18 protein-coding genes are annotated in these 17,399 nt (G+C 29.1%); 13 read left to right on the top strand and 5 right to left on the bottom strand.

Annotation, left to right across the window (positions count from 1 at the left end):
- The first annotated feature begins 102 nt into the window (after positions 1 to 102).
- The gene (locus GQ47_RS10210; RefSeq protein WP_035647909.1) at positions 103 to 765 is read left to right on the top strand and encodes a DUF6565 domain-containing protein; all 663 of its coding nucleotides are present in this window, start codon (positions 103 to 105) and stop codon (positions 763 to 765) included.
- Positions 766 to 831: 66 nt separating this feature from the next.
- Here GQ47_RS10210 and GQ47_RS10205 read toward each other — a convergent pair whose 3' ends face one another.
- The 4 genes from GQ47_RS10205 to GQ47_RS10190 all read right to left on the bottom strand — a co-directional run bounded on the left by GQ47_RS10205 (position 832) and on the right by GQ47_RS10190 (position 5,032).
- Entirely contained in the window at positions 832 to 1,683 is an 852-nt protein-coding gene (locus GQ47_RS10205; RefSeq protein ID WP_035647906.1) for an alpha/beta hydrolase family protein, read from the bottom strand.
- 48 nt (positions 1,684 to 1,731) lie between these two features.
- On the bottom strand, positions 1,732 to 2,514 hold the full coding sequence (locus GQ47_RS10200; protein ID WP_035647904.1) for an O-methyltransferase: 783 nt from the start codon (positions 2,512 to 2,514) through the stop codon (positions 1,732 to 1,734).
- A gap of 31 nt (positions 2,515 to 2,545) precedes the next feature.
- Entirely contained in the window at positions 2,546 to 3,019 is a 474-nt protein-coding gene (locus GQ47_RS10195; RefSeq protein WP_035647902.1) for an FKBP-type peptidyl-prolyl cis-trans isomerase, read from the bottom strand.
- Between the two features lie 150 nt (positions 3,020 to 3,169).
- Complete coding sequence (locus GQ47_RS10190) at positions 3,170 to 5,032, bottom strand: ABC-F family ATP-binding cassette domain-containing protein (protein ID WP_035647900.1); 1,863 nt, start codon at positions 5,030 to 5,032, stop codon at positions 3,170 to 3,172.
- Between the two features lie 224 nt (positions 5,033 to 5,256).
- Here GQ47_RS10190 and GQ47_RS10185 point away from each other — a divergent pair, with 224 nt between their 5' ends.
- Together GQ47_RS10185 and GQ47_RS10180 are read left to right on the top strand one after the other, a co-directional pair.
- A complete protein-coding gene (locus tag GQ47_RS10185) occupies positions 5,257 to 5,688 on the top strand; it encodes a DUF6326 family protein (protein ID WP_035647898.1) in 432 nt (143 codons plus the stop codon).
- An 18-nt stretch (positions 5,689 to 5,706) separates the two neighbouring features.
- Positions 5,707 to 6,396 carry a DUF4386 domain-containing protein gene (locus tag GQ47_RS10180; protein WP_035647895.1) on the top strand — a complete coding sequence of 230 codons (690 nt, stop codon included), beginning with the start codon at positions 5,707 to 5,709 and terminating at the stop codon, positions 6,394 to 6,396.
- Here GQ47_RS10180 and GQ47_RS10175 read toward each other — a convergent pair.
- Positions 6,386 to 7,351 carry a hypothetical protein gene (locus tag GQ47_RS10175; protein ID WP_035647894.1) on the bottom strand — a complete coding sequence of 322 codons (966 nt, stop codon included), beginning with the start codon at positions 7,349 to 7,351 and terminating at the stop codon, positions 6,386 to 6,388. The two genes, GQ47_RS10180 and GQ47_RS10175, sit on opposite strands and share 11 nt — an antisense overlap.
- Positions 7,352 to 7,806: 455 nt before the next feature.
- Between GQ47_RS10175 and GQ47_RS10170 the strand changes: the two genes are divergently transcribed.
- The 10 genes from GQ47_RS10170 (at position 7,807) to GQ47_RS10125 (ending at position 17,393) form a co-directional block, all read left to right on the top strand.
- Positions 7,807 to 8,232, top strand: a complete 426-nt coding sequence (locus GQ47_RS10170) for an adenylyltransferase/cytidyltransferase family protein (RefSeq protein ID WP_035647892.1) — start codon at positions 7,807 to 7,809, stop codon at positions 8,230 to 8,232.
- A gap of 163 nt (positions 8,233 to 8,395) precedes the next feature.
- Positions 8,396 to 9,295 carry a glycerophosphodiester phosphodiesterase gene (locus GQ47_RS10165; protein WP_051951469.1) on the top strand — a complete coding sequence of 300 codons (900 nt, stop codon included), beginning with the start codon at positions 8,396 to 8,398 and terminating at the stop codon, positions 9,293 to 9,295.
- 289 nt (positions 9,296 to 9,584) lie between these two features.
- The gene (locus GQ47_RS10160; RefSeq protein ID WP_035647891.1) at positions 9,585 to 10,031 is read left to right on the top strand and encodes an FAD synthase family protein; all 447 of its coding nucleotides are present in this window, start codon (positions 9,585 to 9,587) and stop codon (positions 10,029 to 10,031) included.
- Positions 10,032 to 10,033: 2 nt separating this feature from the next.
- Complete coding sequence (locus GQ47_RS10155; RefSeq protein ID WP_035647889.1) at positions 10,034 to 10,762, top strand: SDR family NAD(P)-dependent oxidoreductase; 729 nt, start codon at positions 10,034 to 10,036, stop codon at positions 10,760 to 10,762.
- A gap of 13 nt (positions 10,763 to 10,775) precedes the next feature.
- On the top strand, positions 10,776 to 12,023 hold the full coding sequence (locus tag GQ47_RS10150) for an oligosaccharide flippase family protein (protein ID WP_035647887.1): 1,248 nt from the start codon (positions 10,776 to 10,778) through the stop codon (positions 12,021 to 12,023).
- Between the two features lie 77 nt (positions 12,024 to 12,100).
- The gene (locus tag GQ47_RS10145) at positions 12,101 to 13,306 is read left to right on the top strand and encodes a CDP-glycerol glycerophosphotransferase family protein (protein ID WP_051951467.1); all 1,206 of its coding nucleotides are present in this window, start codon (positions 12,101 to 12,103) and stop codon (positions 13,304 to 13,306) included.
- Positions 13,307 to 13,383: 77 nt separating this feature from the next.
- The gene (locus GQ47_RS10140; protein WP_152561018.1) at positions 13,384 to 14,613 is read left to right on the top strand and encodes a hypothetical protein; all 1,230 of its coding nucleotides are present in this window, start codon (positions 13,384 to 13,386) and stop codon (positions 14,611 to 14,613) included.
- A complete protein-coding gene (locus tag GQ47_RS10135) occupies positions 14,604 to 15,551 on the top strand; it encodes a glycosyltransferase family 2 protein (protein ID WP_202965016.1) in 948 nt (315 codons plus the stop codon). The genes GQ47_RS10140 and GQ47_RS10135 overlap by 10 nt, the downstream gene beginning before the upstream one ends.
- Positions 15,548 to 16,672 carry a glycosyltransferase family 4 protein gene (locus GQ47_RS10130; RefSeq protein WP_035647883.1) on the top strand — a complete coding sequence of 375 codons (1,125 nt, stop codon included), beginning with the start codon at positions 15,548 to 15,550 and terminating at the stop codon, positions 16,670 to 16,672. Before GQ47_RS10135 ends, GQ47_RS10130 begins: the two co-directional genes overlap by 4 nt.
- A complete protein-coding gene (locus GQ47_RS10125) occupies positions 16,659 to 17,393 on the top strand; it encodes an acyltransferase (protein ID WP_202965015.1) in 735 nt (244 codons plus the stop codon). The genes GQ47_RS10130 and GQ47_RS10125 overlap by 14 nt, the downstream gene beginning before the upstream one ends.
- The last annotated feature ends 6 nt before the right edge of the window (positions 17,394 to 17,399 follow it).

Raw genomic sequence — 17,399 nt, 5'->3', positions numbered from 1 at the left:
GTTTTATTATGTTTTTAATTTTTCAAAGATGATAATAATGTAATTTTTTCGATAATGGTTTAGGTACATTTGTTAATGTATTAATTAAAAATAATCAGAATTATGAAAAGCATACAATTATTATCAGGAATAGCATTGTTAGTTTTGGGTTTTACATCGTGTAAAGATGAAAAACAAGAAAAAGCTCAAAAAACTGTAGACTCCTATGTAGCCTACGTCGATTCAGTAAAAAATGTCGCAGCTGAAGATTTGAAAGCGGACTGGAAAAGTGTTGATGCTGAATATAACAAAAGAGCACAAGAAGCTGAATTAGCTTTGGCAGATTTAAAAGATAAAACAGCAGCAACTGAAAAAGTAAATGCGAGTAAAATTAAATACGAAGAATTTAAAAATGAAATGACCGCCGTTTTTGCCCCGCCACCAGCTCCAAGTCCAAAACAGCAATTGCGTAACGCTTTGTTTGGTGAAGGAAAAATTGGAGATGATATGAGTTTTTCATGGGTAAATGCCCAAAATATCCATAGCGTGTACCAGCAATTTGTTCATACAGTTGAAAATAATAAAGATAGTTATTCAAGAGAAGACTGGGATGAAATCAAATTATTGTATGAAGCATTAGACAGCCGAAAAAATACTGTTGAAAAAGAAGGCTTAACTGCTGAGGACAACAGAAAAATTGCCGGTTTGAAAATTAAATTTGCTCCAATGTATACTGTTAACAGAATGGGAGCGAAGTCTGAAGAAAATAGAGACGCTAAAAAATAAGTTTTTTAATATTTTGAATTAGTAAAAAAATGACGATTGTTTTTGATCGTCATTTTTTTTGTAATCTTAATTTTCGAATTTTCTTAAATCCTGGAGGAAAATCTGCCAGATGTTTTCTTTAAACTGACTTCTGAAAAAACCAAAATGTCCTATATCTTTTACGCCAAATTCTTCAGCTTTCAAATGAACTCTGGTTACTTCGGATTTTTTAAATTGTGAAGCAATCCAGTCAATTGCTGATACTGTTGCATAAAAATCATTATCGATGCTATAAGATTTGATTTTGCATTTTATTTGATCGTAGTTTTCTTTTACATTTTTGATGCAGTCAAAATGGTAATTTGGTTTTTTACACCATTTTGCCCATTCGAGTGCCATTCCTTTTGGTAAATCTTCCATTCGGGTTAAATGACTGGAAGGTAAATAATTAAAAATTCTGGAAAAAGAGGGTATAAGGGCATACCACAAAAATTGCATTTTTAATCTGTCGAATCCTTTCCAATGAATCCAGCTTCCTGATTGAGATGCTACCATTATAACACCATCAAATAAATTATTGGAAGGAACTAAACCAATAAGCTGTCCTCCAATACTATGAGTTATAATAAATAATTTACTATTTGGGTTTTTAGCCTTGACATGTTTTATAACAGATTCAAAATCATTTTCTGCCCAAGCTCTAGCTGTCGTAGAAAACTTGGAAAGCGGTCCGGATTTTGAATCGCCAATTCCGCCATAATCAAAAGTGTAAACGGAGTAATGATTATCAGAAAGAAACGTTGCGAAATTGTAATAATAATTTTGTTTAACACCTGTTGCAGAGGCTATAATTACGCAATTACCATTTGGTGAATCAGAGATAAATTCTGTTACAGCTATTGGATATTCTAATGGAGTATTAATTTTTATTGCATTCATGATTTTATAATATCGAATGTAATAAAAGTATTATTTTAAAGTCATTTATCAAACGCGAATTACAAAATGTTCTTTTTCCTGCTCGTATCTGAAAAATACAAATCCCCATTGAAAGGTATCGATTGTAACTTTTACTTTCGGATGATTTCTGATAATTTCCCAGGCTTCTTCCATTTCTTCTGACCAATGAATGTCATCAAAAATCCAGACAGAATCATTATTAATCGTTGGTAATAAAAGTTCGAAATATTCTAAAGTGGCTTTTTTAGAATGATTCCCGTCGAAATATATTAAGTCCCAATCACAGATGTTTGCAGATCCTTGGGTCAGGAATTTGTTGAATTCTGAATTTACAAAATCAAAGTTGAAATTTGGAAATTGCTCGTTAAATAAATTTTCTGCAATTGAAAGTGTACTTTGACAGCCCTCAAGACTAAGTAAAAAAGAATCTTTATTTCCTAAAGCAATAGCAGAAGATGCTAATCCTAAAGAAGTTCCAATTTCTAAAACATTTTTTGGTTTGAAATAATTGGTAACGCGAAATAATAATTCGGCACGTTTAGAAGAAATTCCAGCTGTTTTAGCAATTTTAGAAATTTGTCTTCTATTCGATTTGAAAACTTTGGAGCCTGCGCCAAAATCGGTTACTTCAATAAAATTTTGATTTTCTAAAAGTGATTTTCTGTATTTTTTTAAAATCTGATATTCGGACTTTGACTTCTTATCATAAAAACATTTTGTCAGCAAACTAAAAACAAACGGCGAATGAACAGCATGTTCGTTTTTTGAATGCCAAAGAAATTTGAGATAAGATTGTATTTGAAATAGCATTTTTAAATTTTTCAGTCGTGTTTTCCGAAAATTATTTACTTACAGCAATTAATTTTACATCAAAAAGAAGAACTGAACCAGCTGGTATTCCAGGTCGCGCAGAACTTCCATAAGCTAAATGCGAAGGAATAAGTAGAGTTCCGCTTCCACCTTCTTTAAAATAAGTGATTCCTTCTCTCCAACCTTTAATTACATCAGAAAGAGAAAATGTAAGCCCGCTAGCATTACTTTGATCAAAGATATTTCCATTTGTAAAATATCCTTTGTAAGCTACAGTTACTCTTGAAGCAGCTGTTGGTTGCTCGCCTGTTCCAGGTTCGTTGATGATGTAATATAAACCAGTACTACTTTTTGTTGCAGTTAAATTATTTTTTGCAATATAGTCTGTTATTTCTTTTTCATTTTCAACAGTATAATCTTTGGGTGGTGCTGTAGGTTTTTCTTCGGTGCTTGTACAAGAAATAAATAGTGTAAGAACAAATAGTGCAGATAAAAAGTGTTTCATTGTTGTGGTATTTTATTTAATTGTCAAATTTAGCAAATAGAATGTTTTTTCTTCCATAGAGATTCACAAAGAAAAAAAACAAAATTCATAAAAGAAAATAAAGCTTTATGCGGCTTTGTGTTTTTCCTTTATGAATCTCGGTGTTATAATTTATCCTTCAATTTTAGCAGAAAGCTCAAACCAGCGTTCTTCTTTTGTGTCGATTTTATTTATGATGTTTTGTAGTTCATTTGCTTTTTTCTCAATATCGGCATCTGCAACTTTTCCGTCAGAGAATAATTGTTCGATTTTAGTTTTTTCGATTTCTAAATCTTTAATCTCTCTTTCGATTTTTTGATATTCTTTTTGTTCGTTAAAGCTTAAATTTCCAGTTGGATTATTTTGTTTCCAATCTTTCTTTTCGGCTTTGTTTTCTTCTTTTTGAGCTACATCGGCGCTGTCTTCATAAGCTCTGAAATCAGAATAGTTTCCAGGGAAATTTTCGATTTCACCTTGTCCTCTAAATACAAATAAATGATCGACAATTTTATCCATAAAGTAACGATCGTGCGAAACAACCAATAAACATCCTGGATAATCTAAAAGAAAACTTTCTAAAACGTTAAGCGTTACAATATCCAAATCGTTTGTAGGCTCATCAAGAATCAAAAAGTTTGGATTCTGAATTAAAACGGTACACAAATACAAACGTTTTAATTCTCCACCGCTTAATTTCTCAACATAATCGTATTGTTTTTTCGCATCAAAAAGAAAACGCTCCAATAATTGCGAAGCCGAAATAATTTTTCCTTTTGCAAGCGGAATATATTCTCCATATTCCTTAATAATATCGATAACACGTTGTCCAGGTTTTGGATTAATTCCAGATTGTGTATAATATCCAATTTTAATCGTGTCGCCTTTTACAACGCGTCCGCTGTCTGGTGGAATTGTTCCTGTAAGCAGATTCAAGAAAGTAGATTTACCTGTTCCGTTTTTACCAATAATCCCGATTCTTTCGCCACGCTGAAAATCAAAACTAAAATGATCCAGAATAACTTTATCCTTAAATTTTTTAGAAAGTTTGTGAAGCTCAATAATTTTGCTTCCCATTCTTTCCATATTAATTTCAAGCTCAACTTTATTTTCTTTACGTCGGCTTTGTGCTTTTTCCTTAATTACATAAAAGTCGTCCTGACGTGATTTAGATTTGGTTGTTCTCGCTTTTGGCTGGCGGCGCATCCATTCTAATTCTTTTACAAATAAGTTTTTAGCTTTGTCAATACTAGAGTTTTCAGACGTAATTCGTTCTTCTTTTTTCTCTAAATAATACGAATAATTTCCTTTGTATTGGTATAATTTTCCGTTGTCTAATTCGATAATTTCGTTACAAACGCGCTCCAAAAAGAAACGGTCGTGCGTTACCATAAACAAGGTAATATTTTCTTTAGCAAAATAACTCTCCAGCCATTCGATCATTTCAAGATCTAAGTGGTTGGTAGGTTCATCTAAAATCAATAAATCAGGACGATTGATTAAGATTATAGCCAGAGAAAGACGCTTTTTTTGTCCTCCCGAAAGATTTTTTACTTTAAGTTTAAAATCTTCCAGTTTTAATTTGAACAGAATTTGTTTGTATTGTGTCTCAAAATCCCACGCATTGTGCTGATCCATTCCGTCAAAAGCTTTTTGATACGCTTCTTCGTCATTTGGATTTTCAAGCGCTTTTTCATAAGCTTCAATAATTTTCAAAGTTTCATTATCCGAAGCAAAAATGCTTTCTTCAATCGTTAGCTCATCTTGTAGATTATTATCCTGAGAAAGAAAAGCCATTCTGATTCCTTTTCTCAAAACAACTTGTCCAGTATCTGGCTCGTCTAAGCCATTAATAATGCTCATAATAGTTGTTTTTCCAGAACCATTTTTGGCAATAAAAGCGATTTTTTGGTCTTTGTTGATTCCAAAAGAAATGTTGTCAAAAAGGACTCTTTCGCCAAATGACTTCGATATATTTTCTACAGATAAGTAATTCACTTTGTATATTGTAAGTTATAAATTATGAGTTATGAGTGTTTTGGAAAACATAACTTTTTGCAAAAGTAAACTTTTATCTTACGATTTGCGAATTGTTAATCTTATTTAAGTTTTAGAGAAATGAAAATTGGAAGATAGTTTTTACATTTTATCTTTTTAGAATAAAAACAGCTTGTAACATTTTAAGATTATATCCGACATATTTAAAATTTAATTCCTTAAATATGAGTGAGAAAGAAGTAAACACCAATGGTTTTGAAGATTTTAAAATAAATACAAAAATCAAACTTGCTGCATTGTGGACTTCCATAATGTTTTGTTATGTCTACGGAGATTATTTCTCGCTATATGTTCCAAAGAAAGTTGAAGATTTTATAAGCGGAGATACATTGCTGGATTCTCCATTAAAATTATTTCTTGGTGCAATTTTAATGACAATTCCGGCATTAATGATTTTTGCATCGGTTGTTTTAAAACCAAAAATAAACCGTTGGTTAAATATTATTTTCGGAATTTTTTATACCGCCATAATGTTGTTAATAGCGTTTACAACAACTGGAGCCTGGTGGAGTTTCTACATTTTTTTTGCAATAATAGAAAGTATCCTTACCGCTATAATAGTTTGGACTGCATTTAAATGGCCAAAACAAATTTAAATTTTAAAAGATAAAAGGATGAATCAAGAATCAAAACTATCGTTTAGAAATACAGGAAGAGTCGCGGGTTTGTTATATTTAGTAGTCGTAATAACCGGGATTTATAGTTTAGGATATGTTCCTTCTCTGCTAATTGTCTGGAATCATCCTGATATAACTTTTAGTAATATTGTAAACCATGAATTTCTTTTCAGACTTGGTATTGTAAGCGGATTAATCTGTTATACTTTCTTTTTGTTTCTGCCTTTGGTTTTGTATAAATTATTGAAGCCTGTTCATAAAACGTACGCAATATATATGGTTGTTTTGGCGATTGTAAGCGTACCAATTTCTTTTATAAACATGCAGAATAAATTTGCAGTACTTTCTATAATTAGTTCAGAGAGACCAGAAAAAGATCTTGTAATGTTTTATCTGAATCAATATGATTACGGAAATTTAATCGTTCAGATATTTTGGGGACTTTGGTTATTTCCGTTGGGATATTTAATTTTTAAATCAGGAATAATTCCGAAATTTCTAGGGATATTATTAATGCTTGGCTGTTTGAGTTATTTAATTAACTTCTTCGGAAATGCATTGTTTTTGAATTATTCCGAGCTAGGAATCTCTTCTTATGTAAGACTTCCGGCAACTCTTGGCGAAATCGGAACGTGTTTATGGCTTTTAATAATGGGAACGAAAAGTAACATTATTTCTACCGATTAATATATTGATTTAAAACCGGACTCAAATCTAAATAATGAATTTGTGCGGGAACATTTATGATTGGTTTCCGAATCAGCGTTTCATTTGTTAAATAGTAATGAAGTCCGTCTGTAGTTGTAATTCCTTCGATTTGATGAAAAGAAAGCTGAAGGTCAATCCGACGTTTGTTTCCTGAAAGAAAATCATTGTTTTTAAAATCATATAGTAAATATAAAAATGGTTTCCCGAGCTTCGAATAGCCGCAAAGCGTAATCAATTTTTTGGAATCTAAGTAGGTTGCTCCAGTTACCAAACCTTTAGTGTCAAGTGTTTGTTTTAATTGAGCAATGTAATTTCCAGGTTGATTGGGTAAAACATAAATACTGGTTTTAGACGATTTCCATTGTTTGGTAAACAAATAAATACTGTCTTTAAAAACTATAAAAGCTTCACAATCAAAATCGGTCGCGTTTTGTTTCTTTGGAGAAAAATCAGTTTGATCAGCATATTTGAAAGAGATTGTTTCTATAGTTGGATTTTCTTCGAAAAAGTCTTTTTTATTGATTTTTAGTATATGCAAATCGTTTCTGTTTCCTGAATAATTATTTCCAAAATCACCAATATAGACAGAAGAACTGTCTTGCGAAATTTCTTCCCAGTCATTGTTGATGGCTTTATTCAGAATAACTTTTTTTTTGATTTTCCCTAAAGTATCTAATCCATAAATAGTTTTATCGTGATCATCATTGTGAGTCCATAATAGATTGTCAAAAGATATTAGTCCAGATGTTTCCTTTATTGAGTCATTTAACCGGATTGAATATTTTGGCCTTATTTTAAAATTTTCATATTGACAGCTCCCATTGTTTTCAATAGCAGTTTTGTCATAATTTTTTGCGTATGAATCGTTGCAGCCGACAACCTGAGAATTTACCGAGCAATAAATTAAGAAAAAATAGAAACTTAGTTTTTTCATGTAAATATTTTTCAATCAAATAAATAGACAAAAGTAATTTTTAATCAGTTAAAAAATCAGGAAAAATTTATGTAATAATTTCATATTTGATGCAATTTTTTAAAAATTAAACGGTTATCAGTAACCATACCCTAAAGGTTGGTTGATATTAAATTAAGACAATTCTTTCTTTCCTGCTTTCAGTATTCATTTTAGAAGTGTACTTTTGCAAAAATATTAGAGGGTTATTCTTACGTGTTTATTGTTTATGTTGTTGGTATTTAACGCTTTGTGTTTAAGGTCAGCTACTTTGGCATGTTTGTTAAAGTATTATTTGATAAAAAAAACTTAAAATTTGTCAATATATTTGCCGTCAATGTGAATTTTCTGCTTTCAAAATTTGGGAGTTGGAAGGGCGAAGCCGTGTGTTGAAAGTAAATATTAATTAATTGTAAAAAATAAGTAAAGAAACGGTTATGAAAATAGGAATTACATTTAGTGCATTTGATTTATTACATGCAGGACATATTAAAATGTTAGAAGAAGCAAAACGTCAATGTGATTATTTAATATGTGCTTTGCAAACAGATCCCACTCTTGATCGTCCCGAAAAAAATAAACCTACACAGACCGTAGTTGAACGTTATATTCAATTAAAAGGATGTAAATTCGTGGATGAAATTGTCCCTTATGCGACAGAGCAAGATTTAGAAGATATTTTGCGTTCATTCAAGATTGATGTGCGTATTTTGGGTGATGAATATAAAGATAAAAATTTTACAGGTAGAGCTTATTGCGAAGAGAAAGGAATAGAGCTATATTTTAACAAAAGAGATCATCGTTTTTCGAGTAGCGGATTAAGAAAGGTTGTTGCTGAAAAGGAAGCTCTTGGAGTAGTTTAACATTTTCAGTAGGAATAATACATCAATAAAGAGTAGTGGCTTTGTAATATTGTATTTTTTTTTTGAAAATACTTTGAAAAAACTCTGTTTTTTTTTGGGCAATTTGGATTTTAAAATTATCATTGCAACTAGTTAATGACTTGGTTTTAAAACTTATTAGTATATGAAGAGAAAATTACTTTTTTTTGCAATATTTGGCTTTGTTTTTTTTGTTGGTTGTTCAGCACAAGAAGATTTTAATAATTTTACTTCTAAACCTGTTAATTCAACTAGTCCTGATACTATAGCTAAGCCTGGAAATACGGATAATACAGATAATCCAGTAGATTCAGATATTACTCCAGAAATTGTTTCTAAAAATATTGTTGTTGCACATAGAGGGGCGTGGAAAACTAAAAATCTACCACAAAATTCTATAGCATCTCTAAGGGAGGCTGTTAGATTAGAGTGTAAGGGGTCTGAATTTGATATTGTTTTAACGGCAGATGATTCTTTAGTTGTGTGCCATGATGAGAAGTATAATAACTTAGCGATTCAAAAATCTAAATATCTGGATTTAATTACTTTAAAGCTTTCTAATGGAGAAAACCTGCCAACTTTAAGGGAGTATATACTCGCCGGAAAAGAAAATAATACAACAACTAAATTGTTCTGTGAGTTTAAAAATTTTGGTTTAAGTAGTGAAAGAAAAAAGACTTTTGCCTATAAAGTACTTGCGTTAGTTAAAAGCCTCAAAGCAGAACAATTTATGGTATATATGTCATTTGATTATCCTATGATAAATCAAATTAGAGCATTGAATAGTAAAGTTAATACTCTGTATTTAAATGGTGAATTGTCTCCCGAGCAACTAATGGCTAATAAAATATCAGGGCTATGCTATAGTTATGACATAATTAAAAGAAACTTAGATTGGATAGAAAATGCAAAAAATCTAAATATTTCATTAAACGTTTGGGTAGTAAATTATAAGGAAAATATAAAACTATTTTCAGATTATAAATTTGATAGTATCATAACAGATGAACCTGAATATGCTTTTAAGATTTTAGGAGCAAACTGATACGTTGAGGAATAAATTAAATTGATAAAAAGTATCATTATTTTATTTATACCATCTTTATTTTGAAATTATAGATAATAAAAATATTTATAATTATACCAGAATTAACTTGTCTCTTCGGTGATTAATTAGGTTGCTCTTGATAATTAATTTTCTAACAAAAATTTATAATACATTTCACTACTTATATTTTTAGACTTTAAATAAGGATCATTTTTGATCTTAAAAAGAAGTATATAAAACTATATTATGAGGATTTACTGTCTTCGTAAAAAACAACTTTCTTGATATGCAAAAAAAAATTATTTATACATCTGGGACATTCGATATGTTTCATTCTAATCATTTAAAAATGATTAAGTATGCGAGAGGATTAGGTGAAACTTTAATTGTTGGTGTGAGTACTGATGAATTAGTTTGTTCATATAAAAAAGCACCAATTATTCCATTTGAAGAACGGTTAGCAATTATTGAAGCATTAAAATATCCAGATATTGTAATACCACAACGATCTTTAGATCATACACAGCTAGTTGTTAATCTTAATATTGATGCTTTTGTAGTAGGAGATGACTGGGTTGGTAAATATGATTATTTAAGAGAATTAGATATTGAGGTGTTTTATTTTCCTTACGGTGACGGTGTTTCTTCTTCTAAATTAAAAGAAGATATTTTTCATAAATACAAGGAATTAAAGGATGTTAGTGACAAACATGCTAATCCGTCAATAAAATAAAAATGAAAACTGCATTAATTACTGGGGGAACAAAAGGTATAGGTAGTGCTATTGCGGAACGTTTGTTGAATGAAAATTGGAATATTATATTAACTTATTTTTCAGATGATGATGCAGCTTCTAGAATTCAAGAGTATTTTGTTTCTTCATATCCTAAATCAAGAATTATATTATTAAAAGTTGATTGTGGAGATTTAAATGAATTAGATTTAATTGATGATTATTTAGTTAAAAATAATATTTATTTAGATGCACTTTTATTCAATGCGGGTGCAACAGATAGAACCGTTTTTGGAGAAATCAATTTTGAAAATTGGCAACGAGTATTTGATGTCAATGTAAACTTCCCAATGTTTTTGTTGCAAAAAACATCACCAAGACTTAACAATGGGGCTACAGTTGTTTTTACTGGTTCATTAATGGGAATCCATCCTCATTCTGTATCATTATCTTACGGTGTAACAAAAGCAGCTGTACATGCATTAGTTAAAAACTTAGTAAAAGTATTTGCATCGCAAAAAGTTAGAATAAATGCTGTTGCTCCCGGATTTGTCAATACAGAATGGCAACAATTAAAACCTCATGAACAAAAAGAAAATATCAATAAAAAAATCGCATTAGGGAGATTTTGTGAACCATCTGAATTAACTGATGCATATTTATTTTTAATAAATAATAAATATGTCAATGGCGAAGTATTGACTATAGATGGAGGATATTCCATGTTTTAATAATAAAAAGTAAATGTTTTTTAAAAGAATAAATTTAAACTCTTCGTTAGTTACCAATTTTTTTTCATTAGTGATATTACAGGGGGCTAATTATCTTTTCCCCCTTTTGACGGTGCCCTATCTATTTCGTACTTTAGGGGTAGATACTTTTGGTTTGATTAGTTTTGCAACTGCATTCGCCCAATATTTTATTATTCTTACGGATTTCGGGTTTAATTTATACGGAGTGCAATATGTGTCATCTAATAGAGATAATAAGGATTTACGTGATACTTTTTTTGCAAATGTTGTAATTGCACAACTTTTCTTATTTTTCATTGGTTTGCTTTTATTGCTTATCATTATTTTTAGTTTTGATAAGTTTTATGAAAATCTATGGCTTTATTTACTTTCTTATGCCACTGTATTTGGAACAGTATTAATGCCTACTTGGTTTTTTCAAGGGATGGAGCAAATGAAATATATTACTAAAATTAATATTACAACACGTACTCTTGCCATAATTCCTATCTTTTTCTTTGTAAAATCAGATAGCGATTATTTGTTAGTTCCTTTATTTTATGGCTTAGGATCTATTGCATCTGGAGCAATAGCGCTATATGTTGCTAAAAAGCACTTTAATGTAAGTTTTGATTTCTCAAAAACTTCAGTATCATCAGTCAAAAATTGTTTGAAAGATAGTTCGGAATTTTTTATGTCAAGAATTTCAGTTTCGTTATACACTGTAAGTAATAGTTTCATATTGGGGTTAGTAGCAGGAAATCTAGCAGTTGGTTATTACAGTGCAGCAGAGAAATTGTATACAGCGATGCAGAGTATGTACGGCTCGCTTACAAATGCGTTATATCCATACATGGTCAAAACTAAAAACTTAAATATGTATAGAAAAATATTTACTGTTGTAGTATTTATTAATTTTATTAGTTTGCCGATATGTATTTATTATGCTGATTTCATTATGCATTTTGTATACAAAGATGTAGCAGCGGAAAGCATTACAATTTTTAAAATACTTTTAGGAGCATGCTTAATAACTGTTCCTTCTATTTTATTAGGATATCCATTACTTGGAGCATTTGGCCACGTTCAATATGCAAATAAAACTGTTATTTTTTCTTCGTTCTTTCATATTTGTGTATTACTGTTACTATTTTTTACTGGTAATGTTACTGTTATCGCAGTTGCCACTTTAGTATTAATAACAGAATTGCTAGTTTTGCTATCGAGAGGTTTTGGAGTTTATAAGAAAATAACTAATTAATTAAAAAGTTTTTATTTTAAATTACCTTGAATCGGGCTAATTATGAAAACAAAAAAATAATACATAATTTTTTAAAAATGATTGAAAGATCGGTAAAGATCATATTTGTTTATCCCATAAAAATCATTACTAATTTAATAAAGATTTTGGTTCTTTACTTATCTATGTTAAGTATTAGAAGCAAAAAGATATTTGTTTTTGGTGCATGGCAGGGTAATAAATTTGCAGATAATTCGATGTATTTGTATTTAGAAGCTCTAAAACATGATGATATAAAAGCTGTATGGATTACAAAAGATAAAAAAATAGAACGGAAGCTAAGATCTGAAGGGTATATTGCGTATTATTACAATAGCCTAAAAGGAATTTATTATCAATTGAGAGCTGGAGTATACTATACATGTGTATCAAGATTTGATGTGTTTTCCTTACTGATGGGAAATGCAATTAACATTAATTTATGTCATGGTGTACCATTAAAAAAAATGATGTATGATGATAATGTTACGAATAAGACAAATAGCAAAGCGAATCATATTAAATCTTCCTTAATTGAGAGTATTTATTCTTTTCCAAATCGAAAAGAATATGTAGTTTCAACAAGTGACACATTAACTGATATTTATTTAAGTGCTTATCGTAAAAAGAGATCAGAAATTTTACAATTTGGCCAGCCTAGAAACGATGTTTTCTTTAATGATAATTTAGAAATACAAGAATTTCCATTTAGAGAGAAGGATAAAAAAGTTATTCTATATATGCCTACACACAGAAATGAAGGCAAAAATAAAATGGATATGACAACAATTCTTGATTTTGAAGAATTAAATAAATATTGCATTGAAAAAAACTTTCTTTTCCTAATTAAGAAACATTATTATCATCGTAATGAGAATGAAAACTTAGATAATTATAGTAACATTATTGATATTACTAAAACTGATTATGATTCTCAATTATTATTAAAATATTCGGATTTGTTAATAACCGATTATTCAAGTTGTTATATAGATTATTTACTTTTAAAAAGACCTATTGTTTTTTATTATTTCGATTACGATAATTATTTAGTTAATGATCGAGAAATGTATTTTGAATATGATAAAGTAACACCTGGTCCTAAAGTAAAAACTTTCAAAGAACTTTATATGATATTACAACAAATAACAGACGTTGATATATACGAAGACCAAAGAAAAAAAGTAACCGATCTTTTTTATTCAAAAGATAATCAAAAATCAGTTGGTTCAAATCTTTTAAACTATATTAAAAATCATTTTTAAGAAAACAAATTCTTGATTATTATAGTAGTATAATTAAGTTAAACTATAAATGTCAAAAAAAATAGTAAAACAATTTAATGCAAAGTAATATAAAAAGTTCACTTAGTACTTTTTCTCAATTTTGGATGATATTCTTTCCAATATCGTCGTATTTTTTTTATTCATACGTTGGTATCGATCCTAGTATTGAAAAAGCAATGTACTTTGTTGCTCTACCTGTAACAATTTTGCTTTCTTTTCATGGATTATATAAATCACAATCTAAAAAATACGCTAAATTTTTGTTGCCTATTTTTGGTATTATGTTATTATCAATGGTTAATTCGAGTATTTTCCATGGACAAAGTTTTTTGTTAAGCTATAAAGTAACAGCAAAATATATGGCTATTATTTATTTATTTTATTTGCTTACAATTAAACCTAATGTGAAGCAAATAGAGAGATTAATTTTAATACTTTGTATAACTTATATTGTATTATGGTTGTATGGTTTATACAAAGTACCTCAAGTTGTTTTTGGTCAGGATTTAGATGAGGTAATTGATGATTCAAGAGGGATATTTAGATTAAGAATGGCTGGCAGTACAATAGTAGTTTTAGCATTTTTTATGTCTATCAATAAGTATATAATTAGTAAAAAAAAAGTATGGTTTCTTTTTTTTTCTTTTTTGTACGTAGTAATTATACTTCACGTAACTCGCCAGGTTATTGTTTTTTCATTTGTAATTGGGATTTTTTATCTCTCGTATAAAACAAAATGGAAATGGTATGTATTATTTGGTTCCGTTTTTTTTTATGTGATGGCTGGAACTGTACAATTTGCAGATGATTCAATAGTATCTAAAATAATTAATATTTCCGAAGAACAAGCTAAGGATCAAAAGAGAGGAGAAGAGGATATACGTATTCAAGAGTATAAACATTTCTTTTTTAATTACACTGAGAATTTTTTTACATTTTTATTTGGAAATGGTGTCAGTCATGGAGAATCAGATTTTGGTAAAAAGGATACTAAACTTGCTAAGGAATATCTTTTCTGGGATTCAGATGTTGGTTATGCACATATTTTTATAAGGTTCGGAATAATAAGTTTAGCAATTTATATTATTGTTTTGTATAAAGGAGTCAAGCAAAAAACGGATACTAGACTTGTTTATCCCAAATTATATATTATATATTTAGTTTTGGCAAATATTGCTTCAACACCTGTTTTATGGGAGCCTATTTTATTATCAATTTCATTGTACTTGTTGGAGTATGATTCTTATCAGCATAGTTTGCAAAAAAGAAAAGTTGTATGTCAATAAAATTTTCTGTTTTAATACCGGCCTATAAAGCGAAATTTCTAAAAAAATGTATAGACAGCATTTTAAATCAATCGCATTCTAATTTCGAAGTTATAATTCTTAATGACGCCTCTCCTGAAAATATTAAAAATATTGTTGGAGAATATAGTGATGAAAGAATCAAATACTTTGAAAATGTAACGAATGTAGGTGCTGTTAATGTTGTTGATAATTGGAATAAATGCTTGTCATATTCATCTGGTGATTTTGTAATTTGTATGGGAGATGATGATGAATTATTTCAGGATTGCTTGGAAGTATATGGTTCTTTAATTATAAAGTATCCACAAATTGATATCTTTCATGCAAAAACAATCTTGATTAATGAAGAAAGTAATTTAATAGATATTCAAGAAGCGCGCCCAGAGTATGAGTCTGTTTATTCTTTGATGTGGCATAGATGGGTTAAAAATAGAATTCAGTTTATAGGTGATTTTCTTTATAAAAGAGATACTTTAATAAATAAAGGAGGGTTTTATAAATTGCCTTTGGCCTGGGCTTCAGATGATATTACTGCATATATTTCCGCAAAGGAAAATGGAATTGTGAATACTTCTAAGCCAATTTTCAAATACAGAGTTAATAGTTTTAGCATTACAAATACAGGAAATATTGAAATAAAAATGAATGCTATAGTTAATGAAAAAAAATGGTCTTTAGGATTTTTGCAAGAGCTCGTTCCTAGTGATAGTTTGGATATTCTATATAAAGAGCTGTTAGTTAATTATTGTGATAAATTTTTTCTAAAAAAATACTTAATTACAATTGCGGAAGATTTGTCTAATTCCTATTTACATTTTTTTAAATGGTGGGTACTATCTGGTAAATATAATATTTCAAAAAAATATTTAGTTTATTCGCTATTTGAAAGTGTTAAAATGAGAAACAACAGAAAATGAGTTTTCCGAAAAAAAAAATTGCATATATATCAGTCGATTATTTTGCAGATGTTGATTTACCGCTTCTTCCATATTTAGGAAAAGAATTTGATTTAACTTGGTTTTTGTTTATTTCTAATTTTAATCGATATAATCTTGAAGAACTAAAGCTATATGCTCACAATAATAATTTTAAAATAGAATTATTTTTGATAGGTGAACGAAGTTTAACGTTTAAAAATCTTAAAAAATTTTTAAGCTTCGGGTATAAACTATATAAAGTAAAATTTGATTTATATTACTTTGAATTCTATATGGCTTTATTTATGTATGGAATAATTCAATTTATAAGCAAAAAAAAGAAAATTTTAGCACTTCATGATGTAAAACCTCACAGTAATCATTATAAAAAAAGGCAACATATTTTTCAGAATCTATTAATTAATTCTTTTTCTTATTTTCACACTTTTTCAAGTCAACAACATATTATTTTAAAAGAACATTACGCTAAAGAATCTTTTTTTATACCATTAGCTAAGAAAAATTCAGGTACATCAAAGGTAATTAGACCTTCTACTAATGAATATTTAAGATTATTATTTTTTGGTGGAATTCATTCTTATAAAAGATTAGATTTAGTTATTAAAGCTTTAGAAAAAGTGGTCCAGGTGTCTGAAAAAAAGTTGCTCTTAACTATCGCAGGTGATGGTCCTGATTGGGAAAATTGTAAATCCTTTATATCAAATAAATCTTTATTTGATATAAAAATTGGTTTTGTACCGCAAAATGAAATTCCGGATTTATTTATGTCTCACCATTATTTAGTTTTGCCTTATCAGGATGTAACTCAGTCTGGTCCATTATTCGACGCAATGAATTACAATTTACCCGTGATAGCTTCTGATGAAAAAGGCTTTGCAGAATTTATAACGGACGGAAAAAATGGCTTTTTGTTTAAAAGCCAATCTCTAGAGTCATTAATAAATAGAATTAATGAAGTTAGTAAAATGAAAGAAACTCAATATGAGGAAATTTTACAGAATTTAAAATCTCATTCTGATTCATTTTCTGCTGTTAAAATATCTAATTTATACAGTAAAATGTTTTTTGATTTGTGTGAATCTAATAATGGTGGAATTTAATGGCATGGGTATGAACTTGAGAAAATTTTTTTATAAGAGTATTAATAAACTAATTTCAAAATTTAAAAAGGAAAATTTCACTCTTGACGACAATATTCCTATATCTTACTTAATTTCTTTTCTTTGGTCTAAAATATTTTGTTGTATTTACGGAATGATAAGATTACTTTCTTTTAGAAGAGTTTTTATTCATCCAACTGCGACAATAAAATGCAGTAGTAAATTAAGATTTGGTAGAAATTTTACGGTGGGTAGAGAATGCTATATTAACGCATTGTCTGAAGAAGGTTTAACTTGTGGTGATAATGTTTCCATGGGATTTCATACGCATATAGATTTAACGGGAAGTTTAAAAAACATTGCAAAAGGTATTAAAATTGGAAACAATGTTGGTTTGGGATCTCACGGTCATTATGGAAGTGGGGTTGGAGGACTTGAAATAGGTGATGATACTATAATAGGTAATTATGTGAGTTTTCATCCTGAAAATCATAATTATTCTGATCTATCAATACCAATTAGATTACAAGGCGTTTCTGGAAAAGGGATAATTGTTGGTGAAAATTGTTGGATTGGGGCTAAAGCGACATTTCTAGATGGTGCAGAAATCGGTAATGGTTGTGTTGTAGCTGCAGGTGCAATTGTTAAAGATAAATTTCCAGATAATGTAATTATTGGCGGTATTCCTGCTAGAATTTTAAAAGATAGAAAAGCTTCTTAAATTATA

The organism is Flavobacterium sp. ASV13, from assembly GCF_000745775.1.
Taxonomy (GTDB): Bacteria; Bacteroidota; Bacteroidia; order Flavobacteriales; family Flavobacteriaceae; genus Flavobacterium.
Note: the sequence above shows the minus strand (reverse complement) of the source record. Positions and strands in the feature narration are given on the sequence as shown.